The following is a 15,290-nucleotide window of genomic DNA, read 5'->3' as shown; positions in this document are numbered from 1 at the left end:
TGTAACCACCCGCGGGAGGGCGGGGGTGATACCACGTTTGACCGGTAGCCGGCACGCTCTGTGGATACGACAACCCACCCAGGAGAGTGCAACCCTGCCCGCCCCACAGGAATTCGCTACCTGACGGCTTGCTCGGGCACCGCCACATTCGCTGAGTCACAGTTGCCAAAGTTCCGGCTGGATCGCAGGTCACCCGGGCCTTGAAGATGATCCCCCCACCCCCGGATGAGGGGTGCGGATCATCGACGCTGACGAACTGACAACGCGGTGCAGCGGTGGCGGTTCCAGTGCCGATTGCGATGGCACCGACCGGAGCGAGGAGGATTGCCGCTGCAACTGCGACGAAACGGCGAGAATTCATTGTCACTCTCCTGAACTGGGCGATTCGGAATTCAACCTCTCCGCCTCGGCAATCGCATCCCAGAAAATGAACTCGACAGCTGCATCGGCGTAGGCATTCCACGGCGAAAAATCGGCACCCTCGGCCGCAGAACGGAGCTGTGAATCACGCTCAATCGCGTGGCGCAGACCTTCGTGGTCTATCCGGCCCAAGGCCCATCGAAGCGTACGAGTATCTGGTACCCAACTTCCGGCGTCATTTGAGGTCATGATCATCCTGTCGCGTTTGACTGCACGGACGAATCAAGAGCAAGTGAACCAGAACCAGACCAATCGGTCCAGGATTTCGTCTGAATCGGACGAATGGACAGCTGCCAACGCCCTTCTTGTTCGAGGAACGACATGGACGGGGGCCGAGGGCCTGCAATAGTCTGTCGGATTGATCCGACTTGTCGTTGATTCCCTAGCGGCGGCGCTGTTCACGCTGAGTGGGTGCTCAATGGAAAACGCAAATCACGAACTGTCGGAGTCGTCCCAGGCGTACCTGCAATGGGAGGTCGCCCGTGGCGTCTTCTATACGGGCCTCGTCGACTGCCTGACGAAGAAGGGCTACAACGTCAAGCTTTTCCCCGACAAGGCCGGATTCGACTACTACGGCATCAGCCCTGACCAGGAGAGTCGTGATCGGTTCCAGTCGGACTGGGATGGATGTGCCGAGTCCCTCGGTGGCCGGACAAGTTACGCCTGATGGAATGCTTACGCGAGCAGGGTTTCGCTGTAGACGACCCGCCGCCGCTCGATCAGTGGGTTGACGACTATCTCGAATCGCTGCGCACTCATGATTCCCGGAAGCTGTGGCTCCCTGACACCCGGTCCCACTTTGACAGCTTCGAACAGAAGAGGGCCGCGTTCGAGAAGTGTGAGGGCCCAACATAGGTTTTCGGCTCTCCGTCTGCCCGACACGGAAGTGCAGCGCCGGAGCGTCATCAACGAGAACGCATCAATCGCTGGGGTCTTGAAGCGCATGGCACCCCGGTACCAAAAGGTTCCGGGGGCGCCCTGGTTCCTAGTAGGTGCTGGGCGGCCTTCTATTTCGGAGTTGGTAGTAGCCGACGATGACCCAGGTCAATGCCGCGAGCACCAGCACCACGCCCCAAAAGGCATCGCCGTGATTGAAGCGCAGGACTGCCCCGAGGAGACATCCGACGATAAGGATTCCTCCGGCGACTGCCCTGCTGGAGGCTGGCACGCCGGAGCCCTTTCGATGGACACTCATGATTTCCTTTCGGTGGGAACGGTGGCGTGCCGTGCGGGCCGCAGCCACTGCGACAGTGGCTAACTAGGCTTCTGGGATGAGCCCGGAGCCCACGTTCCCGGACTTGCGCAGTGCATCAAGCACATCGCTGATCGAAAATGTGTACGCCGGATTTCGGGAATCGACGGGTTGATCCCCGCACGGGGAATCACGCGAGGGAGCACGCCCCGGCTCGCCGTGGGTACCCGCATTCATTCCGACGAGTCGACCGTCGGCGAAGACCGGTGCACCTGAATCGCCAGGCATTGAGCACGTCCTGTTGAGGGTGATCGGCGTCTGTTCGAGGAGCCCCAGGACGGTGCCGCAATCCAACTTCCCGGCCCGGCTCCTCTTGCAGACCTCCTCTCCGGCTGAGGGATCGGGGCCAGTGTCAAGCCGAGAGTTGGGTTTCGGAGCCGCGAGAGATGAATCGAATTCGATGACGGCGAAGTCGAGACCCGGATTTTCACTGACCACCTTTCCGACGACCTCGGAGGTGGTGGGGTGCTCCGCCAGCTGAATGTCGTCGCCAACGTCTCCGCAGTGCCCGGAGGTCAATCCGACGAGGCGGCGATTGTCGTCGTGTCCGATTGTGGTGAGCGTGCAGGTCTGGAATTGTCCGACCACTATCGTGTCACCTCCGGATAGCGGCACTGCGGCATCGGGGGTCGATGCCGCAGTGCCGCTCGAGCATGAGGTGGTGAGCTGGAGGGTGACTGCCAAGGCCACCCAGAACATTGTGACTCTCTGTCGTGGGGAACTCACGGCTATGTTTGGAGTCTCTCTTTGAGCTCCTGCAGTTCGTCGGCGAGCTGAGCTTTGGTGTCGGCATTGAATCGCCACACCTGCATTGACAGCGCGGCTCCGACCTGGAGTTCAGTGAACCCGAAGTGCCGGGCAACCGCTTCAGATGCTTGCTCTTTCGACGCAGCCGCGCTGATCAAGTCGACCAATTCTCTTGGCCTGTCGGCGACGGTGGCCATCGCCGACAGGATCGAGATTTGGTCAGCGGTCCGTGCTCGTTCGTCGGCAGCTTTCCTTGAAGCGTCGTCAGATGAAGCTGGCGTATCGACTGCCATCAGACCACCAATTCTGGGATTCGTACCATATGGATTTGGGAAGGTGCAGTTGTGCCGGCGAGTTTCCTTCGCCCGGCACCAGGACAAGGTTGATTCGCCAGTAGAAGTTGGCGTTTGGTGTGAAGCTGGTGCTGACACCGTCGAGGATGTTGTACGAGGTGGTGTTGATTGCGGTGCCGCACTCCTTGTAGAAGCCCGCCTGGTAGTCCGGGAGCGCCGGGACGTCGCGGTATACCTCGCAACTGTGGTTCTGGATCGTGAACTTCTTGCCGTTCTCGGATGAGATTCGGCCCCAGAACAATGCCTCGCCGCGGGTGTAGAGCGAACCGTTGTACTCGACCTTGATTTCGTCAAGCACCGTGCAGGATTCGAAGCAGACCTGAAGAGTTTGGATGGTGGTGAGCGTCCAGGCCCGTGGGTTGACGATGGCGCCGTGGTTGCCGCCGTTTGGGTGCAGCGCGTTGTTGATCGCGAGTTCTAGTTGGGCTGTTAGTCCGGGATCGCGGGTCTGGCGATACCTGTTGACGTAAGCCCATGCCTCGGTGACGTAGCCACCGGCGACAGCGGAGGTCACCATAGCGATCTCAGGCTGCTCACCTTGACCGACGTAGCCAGTGAAACAGTCTCCAGCCCTGGACTGTTCGGCTGAACACTGAGTCTCTGGCGATCCCGTCGACCCGGTTGATCCGGAGCTAGAGCCGGTTGAACCGAAGTCGGGCGACTGGGCACCGCTGGCTGCGGGAGCAAATAGGGCTGCGGCAATGATGGATGTACTCAACGCGAGCAGTGACAGTGAACGCCTTCTTCGACGCACGAATAGACCCTCCCCCTGTGATCGCTGCAGGTCGACGATTGCCGACTGGCGATGTGTTCGACCTAACCTCAGAGAACCCTTACCGTCAACGCAGTGAGGAGCGTGTTGGCCAATTCCACCCACCAGTACGCCGTGTGATGCGTGAAATCGCCGAACAGGAAATGCCTCAACATGATTCAAGGTTCAAATGAATTGTTCCTGTAGGTATCTGCGGTGGCAGGCAGCCGAGCCATTCCTGGGATAAGGTTTGTTTGCCCCATCCCCCCCGACTGGGGCAGGTGGCCCCGCCTCACTTTTCGGATTCAGGCGGGGCCGCCCACAGGATCATGCGGCCGGATGTAGTTGAGGCCGAATGGCGTTACTCATGGATCTTCGAAAGCTGATTCTCTGTTCGAGAGAGGCGATGCTCGATGCCTTCGCGACGGCGATCCGCGAGAGAGGCGCAGTGAAGGTATCGCTGCGGGAACTCGCCACGCTGATGGGCGTTGGACCGACCGCGGTCTATAGCTACTTCCCTGACAAGGCCGCACTGCTCCTGGCATGGTCGCAACGTGAGATCGATCGCTTCGTCGCTGCGCTGCCGCAGTTGGCCGGCCAGTCCGACCAGGCTTGTCGACGTCAGCTTTGGCCAGGCTGCTGCTGAGGGAGTTGGTGAGGGAAGGCGGCCCCAGGGATCGTCGGATTACCAGACGAACGGGAGGGTTCAGATGTCGCCAAAGGCTTCCGCGTAGCGGATGACGCCGCTGGGCAGGGGTTCGGTGTCCAGGCTCAGCACCATTAGCGCGTCGTCAGGGACGGACATCTTCATGGTGACGCCGTGGGTGCTGGCGCGGGTGAACCCGAAACGCGGGTAGTACTCCGGATGCCCGAGGACGGTGACGAAACGTTCACCCCTGGCCTTGGCGGCCTCGAACGCCGCGCGGATCGCGGCCGATCCGACACCGGTTTTCTGGTACTGAGGCAGGACCGCGCACGGTCCCAGACACAGTGCCGGGGTATCACCGATGTGCGCTCGGGTCAGCAGTACATAGCCTACGAGTGCGCCGGTGTCGTCGAGAGTGACGAGCGACAGTCCGTCGATCCAGGCGGGGTCCTGGCGCAGCGCGTCGACGAGGTCGGCCTCTTCGGAGGTGTCGAACGCGGCGAGGTTGATCTCGCGGATCGCGGCGATATCGGCGCTGGTCTCGGCGCGAGTGGTCCAGTCGTTACGAGTACTAATGATTGTTGTCTTCCTGTGGTGAACGATGTTGTGATACAAGACATCCAGTGCCCTCGTCCAGTCCCGGGCGGTGGCACCGCGCGGGGCCGCGGGGTTGCCCGCGGGCGCGAGCGGGCACGCCGGGGTCAGAGCTGGCGGTCGCGGAATCGGTAAGTCGCGCGCAGATCCCGTGTGATCGCCTTGACGGTCTTGCTGCGTTTGCCGCTCTGGCGGGCGTCACCGCGGGTGGCCGCCCACTGGCTTTCCCGCATCAGTTTGCGGTACCGATCGAGCCGCCCCAGGTCCAACTCGCCGGTCACGACCGCGTCCTGCACCGCGCACCCGGGCTCGCTGCGGTGTTCGCAGTCATTGAAGGCGCAGTCGCGGGCATAGGCCTCTATCTCGGCGAACACCTGCCCGACCCCGTCGGCAACATCCTGAACGCCGATGCCCCGCAGGCCCGGAGTATCGATGAGCACCCCACCAGCGGGCAACGCCAACAATTCGCGATGCACGGTGGTGTGGCGGCCCTTTCCATCGACGGCGCGAATCTCGTTGGTGCCCATGTGTTCTCGTCCCAGCAACGCATTGGCCAGACTCGACTTACCGGCTCCGGACGGACCCAGCAGCACCGCGGTCCCGGTCACGGTTGCGGCAAGCCGCTCGAGGCCCACACCAGTAGCGGCGCTGGTAGTGAGGATGTCAACGCCGGGAGCCAGCGCGGCCACCATCGCCTCGTCTGTACCGGGGTGCTCAGCCAGATCGGCCTTGGTCAACACGATGACCGGCCCGGCGCCGCTGTCGAAAGCCAGCGCCAGCAACCGCTCGATGCGGCCCGCGTTGACCGGTGCCGCCAGCGAGACCGCGATGACGACGGTGTCGACGTTGGCCGCGAGCACTTGTTGATGGGAGGTGCGGTCCGAGGACGCACGAGTGATCGCGGTACGGCGAGGCAGCAAAGCCACCACCAGTGGTTGCGGTCCCGGGCGTAGCGCGGTCCAGTCGCCGGTGCACACCATGTGTTCACGGTCCGCGTCGCTGAGCGCACTGCTGTCGGCGCGCACCGGCCCCGAGGCGGTGAGGGTGTCGCATCGGCCGCGGTCGACCCGCACGATACGGGCCGGGATCAGCCCGGCGGCGGCATGTTCAGCGAACATCGCCGCGAACGTCTCGTCCCAGCCGAGCGCGGACAGCTCTCGCGAAGACGATGAAGAAGTCGAAGAAAGGTGAGGTGAATGCATGATGAGACCCTTTAATGAAGGAGCCCCGTTTCGAACACAGAACCACCAGCCGCAACACCACGAGCGCAGCTCGCGGTGACTACCGCCAACGGGTATCGGGTCTAGACCGGGGCCCGGGATGTGAGGATGGTCCGGGCGCTGCGCACCGCAGCGGTCTTCACCGCAAACATCAACTCACCTCCCATTCTCTCGCATTCCAGGTCAAACACGGACTACCCAAACTAGCACGCGGCCAACGATCCCCGCTGACAGATTGTGATCAGCATGCTCAAGACCGCCTCGCTGGTGCTGGCGGTGCCGTACACCTTCATACCAATCGACGGGATCGCTCACACCGAATCCGGGGAACTCGAGGACGTAGCAGTGGAGGGGTGTGGGGCGGAAAAGCGGGTCTGGATCCACTGGCGCCAGATGGGCGGAGGAAGGGCGGGGCAGGATTGTTCAACGCCGCGCAAGAAACTGACACGCCCCGACGACAGAGGCCCCGCATCGGTATCGATGCGGGGCCTCGCCAGTTCGGGTTTCTATCTGCGCGACAGTCCCGGCTGGGTCTGGATCTGCCCCGGACCGCCGTTGTAACCGCCTGCCTTCGCCGGCATGTGCCACTCGCCGTCCTCGCCGCACACCATGCCGTGGCTGCGGTCGCCGGGCTTCTTGTTGATCACCGTTTCGTTGCCCTGGTCGTCGGTGTTCACGATCGGGCACGGTCCCGTCGGACCGTTCGGACCGATGGGGGTGTTGGGCTCGGCATTGGCGACGGACGCCGCCCCGAAAGCGCTCAGGATCGGAAGAGCGGCGATGGCAACAGCGGCAAAGGTTCGGCGGGCGTTGAACATTCAGTATCTCCAGGGGTTGAAGGTTGGGGAGGTGCTTCGGTGACAGGGACAACTCTGCCGACCCCGGCCCCCGTTGAGAACCGACCCAAGGGTGCTCCGCAGCCACCCCGGGAATGGAGTCCTGCCACCCCGGGGCGGCGAAGCCGCCTAACCTCGGTCCCATGCGGATGAAGCTGAGTGTGGCGGGGATCGCGGTGTCGGCGCTGGTGCTGGGCGGCTGCACCATCGGGCAGTCGGAGACGGAGACGGAGGTCGCGGCCCAGCAGTTCGCCGACGCGCTCACCCAGCGGAACGCGCAGGCGGCGGCGGACCTCACCAGCGACCCGGTGGCCGCCGCGGCAGCGATCACCCAGATGTTCGACGGCCTCGCCGCCAGGGACGCGACCTTCGCCGTCGCGGGCACCGACAGCGACACGGGCACCTTCACCCTCGACGCGGACTGGACCCTCGGTGCCGAACCCACAGTCGAGCCCACCGCGACGTCCACCGCAGGTATGACGACCGCTCCCGCGACCACCGAGCGGGCGTCGGCGCGGACCTGGAGCTACAGCACGACCGGCGGCGGCCAGACCGTCGCCGACGGCGGCAAGATCCCCTGGGACCCGCAGCTGCTGGCGCCCGGGCTGACCGCGGACACGACGCTTCGCTACACCACCCTCGCCGGTGGGTCCCCGCAGGTGCTCGACGCCACCGCCCGCCCGCTGTTGACCGAACAGACCGTCACGTTGGTCAACCTCGATCCGGCGACGGTCGCCGACCCGGCCGGCACAGCAGGCGCGGTCGCGCTGCTGGTCGGCCCGGTGGCCCCGACGGTCACCGCTGCCTCCCTGCAGGCCGACCTGGCTGGCTCCCAGGGCAAGACCGTCACCGCGATCACGCTGCGGGACACGGACTTCCAGCCGATTGCCGACCGGCTCGCCGCGATCCCCGGTGTGCAGCTGGTCAAGCAGGCCCGGCTGCTCACCACGGACAAGGCGATGTCCTCGCCGACCCTCGACGGTCTCCGCGAGCTGTGGCAGCAGGGCCAGGACGCCTCGGCGGGGTGGGCGGTGCAACTGGTGCGCGCCAACGGATCCGCGGAGCGGCTGGCAGGCGAGGACGGCATCGCTCAGCCGGACATCGCCACCACCCTCGACCCGGCGATCCAGGGCGCGGCCCAGGCTGCCATCGCCGAGCTCCCGCAGCAGGCCGCGATCGTCGCGCTGCGGCCGTCTACAGGGGCTGTGCTCGCCGTCGCGCAGAACCCGGCCGCGACCGCGCAGGGCCCGATCGCGCTCACCGGCCTGTACCCGCCGGGGTCGACGTTCAAGACGGTCACCACTTCCGCTGCGCTCCAGTCGGGTTCGGTCACCCCGGACACCGTGCTGCCGTGCCCGGGCAGCGCGAACATCGAGGGTCGCATCATCCCCAACGACGACAACTTCGACCTCGGCTCGGTGCCGCTGCACACTGCGTTCGCCCGCTCCTGCAACACCACGATGGGCAGGCTCGCGGTCGCGATGCCGCCGACCGCCCTGCCCGACGCCGCTCTGCAGTTCGGGCTCGGGGTGGACTACGTGACTCCCGGGCTGACCACGGTCACCGGCAGCGTGCCGCCAGCGGACACCCCGGCACAGCGCGTCGAATCCGCGATCGGACAGGGTCAGGTGACCGCGACGCCCTTCGGGATGGCGCTGGTCGCGGCGTCGATCGCCAAGGGCTCCGCGCCCGCACCGATGCTGGTCGCGGGGATGCCGGGCGTTGCGGACACGACGCAGGCCCCGGCGCCCGCACTGGTCACCGAGCAGCTGAGGACGATGATGCGCGAGACCGTCACGGCTGGCACCGCCACCCAGCTCGCCGACATCGCCGACCTGCGCGGCAAGACCGGCACCGCGGAGGTCGGCGACGCCGCCGCGCACGGCTGGTTCGTCGGCATCGATGGTGATGTTGCGTTCGCGGTGTTCGTCGCGGGGGCGGACAGCTCGGCCCCTGCGGTGGACGCGGCAGGCCGGTTCCTGCGACCGATCCAGGCCCAGATCCCGCGGTGACCCGCGGGAAGTTGGCCGGGCTGACCCGTCGCCCGATATCCGAGACCGCATGACACCGAGTGCCGTATCTTCACCAGATCATTCATGTGTTGGGGGTTGGGGAAGATGCGCACATTGACAGGCCTCAGCTGGGCTGTTGCGGCGGCCACCGCGGCGGCTTTGCTCGCAACCACCGCGCCCGCGAGCGCAGGGTCCGCAGAGGCAGCCCTGCTCGGCGCCTCCGGGTCCGCAAGCACCGGGTCGGCAAGCACCGGGTCGGCAAGCACCGGGTCGGGGAGCACAGAGTCCACGACGCCCCACGAGCTGCCGTCCATGGTCGCCGCAGGTAGCGGCTACGCCGCCGAGTTACAGGCGGCGGTCGACTATTGGACCGTCGACCGGCTCGCCATTGCCGGTCTCAGCGACGACAACGGCGGGCCGATCGACGGCCAGGGCAGCGACGTCATCGTCGAGCCGACCGCCGGCGGCGACGCCCTCAGCGCCACCGTCACCGGCTCAGGCCAGATCCGCAAGACCGTCGGGAAGATGTTCCTCGTGCACACCGTGCCGGGAACCACCAAGTACAAGTTGGCCAACTGCTCGGCAAACGTCGTCGACAGCGACAACCAGAGCGTCGTGCTCACCGCCGCCCACTGCTTCCGGATGAACTCCTCCAACTGGGACTTCGGCCTCGGGTTGGAGAACTGGCAGGCCGACCGGGCGATCTTCATCCCGGGCTTCGACGGTGCCGCTCTGGCCCGCCACATCCCTGGTAGCGACGGTGGGACCACGCTGCCCGGCGCCGACATCGCGCCCTACGGCGTGTGGGGGGTGACCCGTCAGTGGATCACCAACGAATGGGCTGCCGACGCCAGTCAGTTCGGTGAAGGCCCCGGGCACGACATGGCCGCCGTCCTGGTCGACAGCCCCACCGAAAGCCGGCCGATCCAGCAGGTCGCCGGCGGCCAGCAGGTCGGCTTCAACCTGCCCCAGGGCAAGGTGCTGACCGGCTTCGGCTACCCCGCCGACAACATCAAGAGCTGGTACGCACCGCCGATCGTCAACGGCGTCCCGACCCGCACGGGAGCGGCCAACAGGCACGGGGTGCCGTCCGCACTTCAGCGCTCCTACGACGGCCGCACCCTCAAGGTGAACTCCGGCCAGTCGATCGCCATCACCGGCAAGCACCTCGACATAGCGCCCTCCGCGTTCAGCCCCGGGTCCAGCGGCGGTCCCTGGTTCGAGCAGTACGACCCGGCCACCGGTACCGGAATCCAGGTCGGCGTCACCTCCCACTTCGTCAACGCCGATGGTGGCCTCCCGGTCATGGAGACCGTCCTCGCCAATATGAACAGCGCCCGTCCCTACATGTCTGCCACCCACTTCGTGGATCAGGAGAAGGCCGTCTACGACGTCGCCCGGGCTCAGGTGGCACCGAACTGACACGTTGACGGGCCTCGGGTGCGGAGGAGACGCGTACCCAAGGCCCGTTTTCAGAGGCTGAACGTGGTCGCGCCCTCCTCGCTGACGATCGGCGCCCAAACGCCGGTGCCCCGCACGCGATCTACCCGTCGAGACGGCACTGACCGGCACGGCAGGCCGATCCCGACCACCTTGCCCAAAGGGAGTCGCGGCCGAATCCCTGCCGTGCGTTGGTGTTTGGCAGCGGTGTCAGTCCGCAGCCGTATCCAGGGACTGACTATGGTCGGGGCTCAGAGGCACCAGACGAGCGCGGCGGACCCGAGTGGGATGCTGAAGCACAGGGCAACCGAGCCCATGGCAGGCGTGGCGCCCGCGGTCTCGGCGGCGGAGACGGCGGGGGCCGCGAAGACGCCGACGGTCAGGGCTATGGCGGTCGCAGCGAGGGTTTTGGTGATCCTGGTGGACATGGTGCTCACACCTTTGATTGGGACGAACCTGCGGTCGAGCCACCCCTCATGGCTCCCAACCATCGTCCGCCCGGGGCGACGCAGCGCACAAGGGCCGGTCGGCGGGCGGTCAGTGCACCCCGCGCATCATCCGGCTGATCCACGGCGAGAGCAGAATCATCAGGATGCCTACGCCGATCGATGCCGCGCCGACCCAGGTGAAGTACGGCGCCTCGTCGTTTTCGTCGTAGAACTGTGCCAGCGTGCCGGCCAATGCGGAACCGAGCGCAACCGACAGGAAGAACAGCGCCACCATCTGGGTGTGGAATGCCTTGGGTGCCAGCTTCGTCGACAGCGACAGGCCGACGGGGGAGAGGAACAGTTCGGCGAACGTGAACAGCAGCAGGATGAACATCAGGCCGAGCAGCGGGGTGCTGTTCGGCCCGCCGCCCGCGAACGGCAGGAACGCGAGGAAGGCCAGGCCCATGATGATGGTGCCCGCCGCGAACTTCAGCGGCGAGGACGGTTGGCGGGGACCGAGCTTCGTCCATACCGCCGCGAACACGCCGGCGAAGATGATGATGAAAACCGGGTTGATCGACTGCACCCAGGAGGCCGGGAAGTCCCAGCCGAACAGGTTGCGGTCCAATCTTCTGTCGGCGTAGATCGCGACGACGGTGAACTGCTGCTGGAACAGCGACCAGAAGGCGGCACTGGCCAGGAACATCGGGATGAACGCGAAGACGCGACTGCGCTCGGTGCTGGTGATCTTCTTGCTGCTCAGGATCACCCAGAAGTAGACGACCGACGCCGCGACAGTCACGCCGACCACCACGTCGGACAGGTTGTCGAGGGTGATGAGCCCGACGAGGAACAGGCCTGCGACCACGAGCAACGCGACGGCGGCGACCGCCGCGTACCGCAGCCGCTGCGCGTGCGGCATCGGGTTCAGGGGCCGCTCGCCGATCCCGGCGAGCCGTTTGCGGCCGAGCGTGTACTGGATCAGGCCTAGCGCCATGCCGATCGCGGCGAGCGCGAAACCGACGTGGAATCCCCACGTCTCCTGCGCCCACCCCGTCAGCAGCGGACCGACCAATCCGCCGAGGTTGATGCCCATGTAGAAGATGGAGAACCCGGCGTCGCGGCGGTCGTCGTTCTCCGCGTACAGGTCTCCGACCAGGGAAGTGGCGTTGGCCTTGAGGCCGCCGCTGCCGATCGCGATCGCGATCAGTCCGACTCCGACGCCGGCCAGGCCCGGAATCACGGCCAGCGCGATGTGACCGAGCATGACCAGGACCGCGCTGTAGAAGAGGGTGCGCTCGGATCCGAGGATCCGGTCGGCCACCCAGCCGCCGAGGATCGTCGACAGGTAGACGGTGCCGCCGTACGCACCGACGATGCTGGTCGCGGCGGCCTGGGAGATGCCGAGCCCGCCGTCGGCCACCGAGTAGTACAGGTAGTAGAGGAGGATGCCCTGCATCCCGTAGAACGAGAACCGCTCCCACATCTCGACGCCGAACAGGTTCGCGAGCGCGAACGGCTGGCCGAAGAAACCACGGTCGGCCTTGGGATCACGGGGCGGCGACGTGAGTTCGCTCATCGGCAAACTGTCTCACGCGCGCCGGGTCGACGCCCGGAATCAGGGGCCCGAGTCGTCAGGCGGCGGCGGAGCGTTTCCGGACGGCGGCGTAGATCGCGCGCCATCCGAGCAGGAATGCAGCCAGCACGCAGGTGGCGACGACGATGAAGCTGAAGGCGGTGCCCTGACCGCCGATCGCCCGCAGAACCATGCCCACCACCACTGTGCACAGCCAGATGATCACGCCGGCCGGGAACACCGAGGCAGGCGCCGACTTGTTGCGGTAGAGCGCCTGATTCGCCAGCCAGCCGGCGGCGAGCCCGCCGAGGAACGGCCACGCGGTGCTGGCCAGGCCGACGAGCGCGTTGGCCTCGTCGTGGGTGCGGCGGCCGATCGCGCAGAACACGATGACCAGTACGACGTCGACGGCCAGGACGGGCAGGAACTTCTTCACGGGACCAGGGTAGGCCGGAGGGCTAGACGAAAGCGCACCCACCGCGACCCCAGGGGGTTGGGTCGCGATGGGTGCGCCGATCGTGGGGGAGTCGGTCAGGCCTGCAGGCCCGCCTCGATCTCCAGGGTGATGGTGATCTTGTCGCCGACCACGGCGCCGCCGCCCTCGAGCGGCATGTCGATGCTGATGCCGAAGTCCTTCCGGTTGATCACGGTGCTGGCCTCGAAGCCGGCGACCGGGCCGTGGCCCATGCCGGGGTTGACGCCGTTGAACTCGAGCTTGAGCTCGACGGGGCGGGTCACGCCGTGCAGCGTGAAGTCGCCGTCGACGACGAAGTCCTCGCCCTTGCCGCGCACACCGGTGGACTTGAAGGTGGCGGTCGGGAACTGCTCGGCATCGAAGAAATCGGCCGTCTTGAGGTGGCCGTCGCGCTGCTCGTTGTCGGTGGTGATGGACGCGACCTGGATCTCGGCGTCGACGGAGGGGGTGCCGTCCTCGGCCACCGTGATGGCGCCGGAGAAGTCCTGGAAGCGGCCGCGAACCTTGCTGACCATCAGGTGCCGGACCGAGAAGCCCACGGTGGAGTGGCTGGCGTCGATGGCCCAGGTGCCGGCGGTCAGGGTGGGCAGGGCGATGGCGGTGGTCATGTGAACTCCTCGGAGATAGTTAAACATTCAAGCAGGTACCTCGTTCAACGCGCCACCCCCGCGGATATTTCCCGAGCCCGATGTGAGGTGGGACACACGAGGGGACCGCCGGCCGAGGATCGGCCGGCGGTCCAGGTGGAATCGCCCGATGTGCGCCAGGGATCAGTCGGGCGTCGCCGCGGCCAGCACCGCACGAAGGGCCGACGCGGTGACCGACGATTCGATGCCCATACCCCACTGCGTCTTGCCGCCCACCCGGCACTGGGCGAAGGTGATGGCCTGGCCACCCGCGCCCTCGGCGACCGACTGCAGGGACATCGCGAGCACCTCCACCTGGCAGCCGTGCTCGGCGAGGATCAGGGTCAACGCCTCGACCGGCCCGCTCGCCGAGGCCTCACCGTCGACCTGGGTCTCGCCGAGCGTTGCTCGGACCGACAGGCGATCGCCGTCCCCGAGATGTTCGACCGACCACTTGTCGAGGACGCCGTGGTGGGCGTACTCGGACGTCAGCAGCTTCCACAACTCCTCCGCGGTCACCTCGCCGCCGCCGTCGTCGGTGGCGTGCTGCACCCGTCGCGCGAAGTCGATCTGCAGCGCGCGCGGCATGTCCAGTCCGTAGCCCGTCTGCAGCAGATACGCGACGCCGCCCTTGCCGGACTGGCTGTTCACCCGGATGATCGCCTCATAGTCGCGGCCGATGTCCGCGGGATCGATCGGCAGGTACGGCATCTCCCACGCCGCCTGCATGGGTTCCACTCCTGCCGACTTCGCCTCCGCGTTGTGTTTGGTGAACCCCTTCTTGATCGCGTCCTGATGGGATCCCGAGAACGCCGTGAACACCAGGTCGCCGCCGTACGGGTGCCGTGGGTGTACGTCGATCCTGTTGCAGTGCTCCACCGTTCGCCGCACCGCGTCGAGGTCGGAGAAGTCGATCATCGGGTCGATGCCCTGCGAGTGCAGGTTCAGTCCGAGCGTCACGAGGTCCACATTCCCGGTCCGCTCACCGTTGCCGAACAGGCAGCCCTCCACGCGCTGCGCGCCCGCGAGCATCGCCAACTCGGACGACGCGACGCCGGTGCCCCGGTCGTTGTGCGTGTGGATCGACAGGATCACCGAGTCGCGCCGGTCGAGATGTCGGTGCATGTATTCGATCTGATCGGCGAAGACGTTCGGTGTCGCCGTCTCGACGGTGGTCGGGAAATTGTGGGAGACCGGCCGGTCCGGGCTGGCGTCCCACAGTTCGGTGAGGCCGTTGCAGATCTCGAGGACGAAGTCCGGCTCGGTCAGGTTGAACACCTCGGCGGCGAACTGGTACCGCATGCCGGGAATGGTGTCGCCGACGCGGGCCACGTCCTCCGCGGATTTCAGGATGTGGCGGAGCAACTCGTCCCGGTCCTGGCCCAGCACCATCGATCGCCACAACGGCGCGGTGGGGACATAGGTGTGGATCACCACGTTGGCGAGGCCGCGCACCGACTCGAAGGTCCGGTCGATCAGCTCCGGCCGGGCGGCGGTGAATGCCACGACGGTGACGTCGTCCGGCACCAGGTCGAAGGTCACCAGGTCCCGGGTGAAGTCGAAGTCGGCCTGGCTGGCGGCCGGGTAACCGCACTCGATTTCCTTGTAACCCATCCGGACCAGCTGTTCGAACATCAGCCGCTTGCGGGCGGTGTCCATCGGTTCGGGGAGAGCCTGGTTGCCGTCGCGCAGGTCGACGGGCGCCCACAGCGGAGCGGCGGTGAGGCGGTTGGACGGCCATTGGCGTCCGGGTCCGCCGTCGTCGGGTGGCGTGGGCACCCGGTCGAAATGGGACCGGTAGCGGTGCGACGGCATCCCGGACGGAACTTGGCGATTCCACTTCATGTCGGCTCCTGGGGTGTGAGGAGGCGGTCGACGTACGCGAATCCCGCGGTGGAGAAGGTCCGATCGGAT

Annotated in this window: 17 protein-coding genes; 4 read left to right on the top strand and 13 right to left on the bottom strand. The window is 66.1% G+C overall.

Annotated elements, in window-relative coordinates; translation table 11 throughout:
* Positions 1 to 363: 363 nt before the first annotated feature.
* A complete protein-coding gene (locus ACFXMV_RS00675; protein ID WP_378502709.1) occupies positions 364 to 609 on the bottom strand; it encodes a hypothetical protein in 246 nt (81 codons plus the stop codon).
* A 229-nt stretch (positions 610 to 838) separates the two neighbouring features.
* Here ACFXMV_RS00675 and ACFXMV_RS00670 point away from each other — a divergent pair, with 229 nt between their 5' ends.
* Positions 839 to 1,087, top strand: coding sequence for a hypothetical protein (locus ACFXMV_RS00670; RefSeq protein ID WP_378502322.1), 249 nt, complete (start codon positions 839 to 841; stop codon positions 1,085 to 1,087).
* A gap of 318 nt (positions 1,088 to 1,405) precedes the next feature.
* Here ACFXMV_RS00670 and ACFXMV_RS00665 read toward each other — a convergent pair whose 3' ends face one another.
* The 4 genes from ACFXMV_RS00665 to ACFXMV_RS00650 all read right to left on the bottom strand — a co-directional run bounded on the left by ACFXMV_RS00665 (position 1,406) and on the right by ACFXMV_RS00650 (position 3,286).
* Positions 1,406 to 1,615, bottom strand: a complete 210-nt coding sequence (locus ACFXMV_RS00665; protein WP_378502323.1) for a hypothetical protein — start codon at positions 1,613 to 1,615, stop codon at positions 1,406 to 1,408.
* Positions 1,616 to 1,678: 63 nt separating this feature from the next.
* A complete protein-coding gene (locus ACFXMV_RS00660) occupies positions 1,679 to 2,362 on the bottom strand; it encodes a serine protease (RefSeq protein ID WP_378502710.1) in 684 nt (227 codons plus the stop codon).
* 38 nt (positions 2,363 to 2,400) lie between these two features.
* A complete protein-coding gene (locus ACFXMV_RS00655) occupies positions 2,401 to 2,712 on the bottom strand; it encodes a hypothetical protein (protein ID WP_378502711.1) in 312 nt (103 codons plus the stop codon).
* Positions 2,684 to 3,286 carry a hypothetical protein gene (locus tag ACFXMV_RS00650; RefSeq protein ID WP_378501388.1) on the bottom strand — a complete coding sequence of 201 codons (603 nt, stop codon included), beginning with the start codon at positions 3,284 to 3,286 and terminating at the stop codon, positions 2,684 to 2,686. Before ACFXMV_RS00650 ends, ACFXMV_RS00655 begins: the two co-directional genes overlap by 29 nt.
* 604 nt (positions 3,287 to 3,890) lie before the next feature.
* Between ACFXMV_RS00650 and ACFXMV_RS00645 the strand changes: the two genes are divergently transcribed.
* Entirely contained in the window at positions 3,891 to 4,169 is a 279-nt protein-coding gene (locus ACFXMV_RS00645; protein ID WP_378501387.1) for a TetR/AcrR family transcriptional regulator, read from the top strand.
* A 60-nt stretch (positions 4,170 to 4,229) separates the two neighbouring features.
* On the opposite strand, the gene ACFXMV_RS00640 is transcribed toward ACFXMV_RS00645, so the two are convergent.
* The 3 genes from ACFXMV_RS00640 to ACFXMV_RS00630 all read right to left on the bottom strand — a co-directional run bounded on the left by ACFXMV_RS00640 (position 4,230) and on the right by ACFXMV_RS00630 (position 6,801).
* Entirely contained in the window at positions 4,230 to 4,784 is a 555-nt protein-coding gene (locus tag ACFXMV_RS00640) for a GNAT family N-acetyltransferase (protein ID WP_378501386.1), read from the bottom strand.
* Between the two features lie 86 nt (positions 4,785 to 4,870).
* The gene (gene rsgA, locus ACFXMV_RS00635; protein ID WP_378501385.1) at positions 4,871 to 5,965 is read right to left on the bottom strand and encodes a ribosome small subunit-dependent GTPase A; all 1,095 of its coding nucleotides are present in this window, start codon (positions 5,963 to 5,965) and stop codon (positions 4,871 to 4,873) included.
* A 524-nt stretch (positions 5,966 to 6,489) separates the two neighbouring features.
* A complete protein-coding gene (locus ACFXMV_RS00630) occupies positions 6,490 to 6,801 on the bottom strand; it encodes a hypothetical protein (RefSeq protein ID WP_378501384.1) in 312 nt (103 codons plus the stop codon).
* Positions 6,802 to 6,968: 167 nt separating this feature from the next.
* On the opposite strand from ACFXMV_RS00630, the gene ACFXMV_RS00625 reads away from it, so the two are divergent.
* Positions 6,969 to 8,831: a penicillin-binding transpeptidase domain-containing protein gene (locus ACFXMV_RS00625; protein WP_378502751.1), complete on the top strand. Its 1,863-nt coding sequence runs from the start codon at positions 6,969 to 6,971 to the stop codon at positions 8,829 to 8,831.
* Between the two features lie 105 nt (positions 8,832 to 8,936).
* The gene (locus ACFXMV_RS00620) at positions 8,937 to 10,253 is read left to right on the top strand and encodes a trypsin-like serine peptidase (RefSeq protein WP_378501826.1); all 1,317 of its coding nucleotides are present in this window, start codon (positions 8,937 to 8,939) and stop codon (positions 10,251 to 10,253) included.
* Positions 10,254 to 10,522: 269 nt separating this feature from the next.
* Here the strand turns inward: ACFXMV_RS00620 and ACFXMV_RS00615 are convergent, their stop codons facing one another.
* From ACFXMV_RS00615 to ACFXMV_RS00595, 5 genes are all read right to left on the bottom strand, one after another.
* Positions 10,523 to 10,699: a hypothetical protein gene (locus tag ACFXMV_RS00615; RefSeq protein WP_378501825.1), complete on the bottom strand. Its 177-nt coding sequence runs from the start codon at positions 10,697 to 10,699 to the stop codon at positions 10,523 to 10,525.
* 109 nt (positions 10,700 to 10,808) lie between these two features.
* Positions 10,809 to 12,278: a peptide MFS transporter gene (locus tag ACFXMV_RS00610; RefSeq protein ID WP_378502713.1), complete on the bottom strand. Its 1,470-nt coding sequence runs from the start codon at positions 12,276 to 12,278 to the stop codon at positions 10,809 to 10,811.
* A gap of 55 nt (positions 12,279 to 12,333) precedes the next feature.
* Entirely contained in the window at positions 12,334 to 12,711 is a 378-nt protein-coding gene (locus tag ACFXMV_RS00605) for a DUF3054 domain-containing protein (RefSeq protein WP_378502319.1), read from the bottom strand.
* 95 nt (positions 12,712 to 12,806) lie between these two features.
* On the bottom strand, positions 12,807 to 13,358 hold the full coding sequence (locus ACFXMV_RS00600; protein WP_378502714.1) for a YceI family protein: 552 nt from the start codon (positions 13,356 to 13,358) through the stop codon (positions 12,807 to 12,809).
* Between the two features lie 162 nt (positions 13,359 to 13,520).
* Complete coding sequence (locus ACFXMV_RS00595; RefSeq protein WP_378501784.1) at positions 13,521 to 15,221, bottom strand: 2-isopropylmalate synthase; 1,701 nt, start codon at positions 15,219 to 15,221, stop codon at positions 13,521 to 13,523.
* Between the last annotated feature and the right edge of the window lie 69 nt (positions 15,222 to 15,290).

This window comes from Rhodococcus sp. NPDC059179 (genome assembly GCF_042754885.1).
Classification (GTDB): domain Bacteria; phylum Actinomycetota; class Actinomycetes; order Mycobacteriales; family Mycobacteriaceae; genus Rhodococcus_G.
This window is presented reverse-complemented; position numbering and strand designations above follow the sequence as displayed.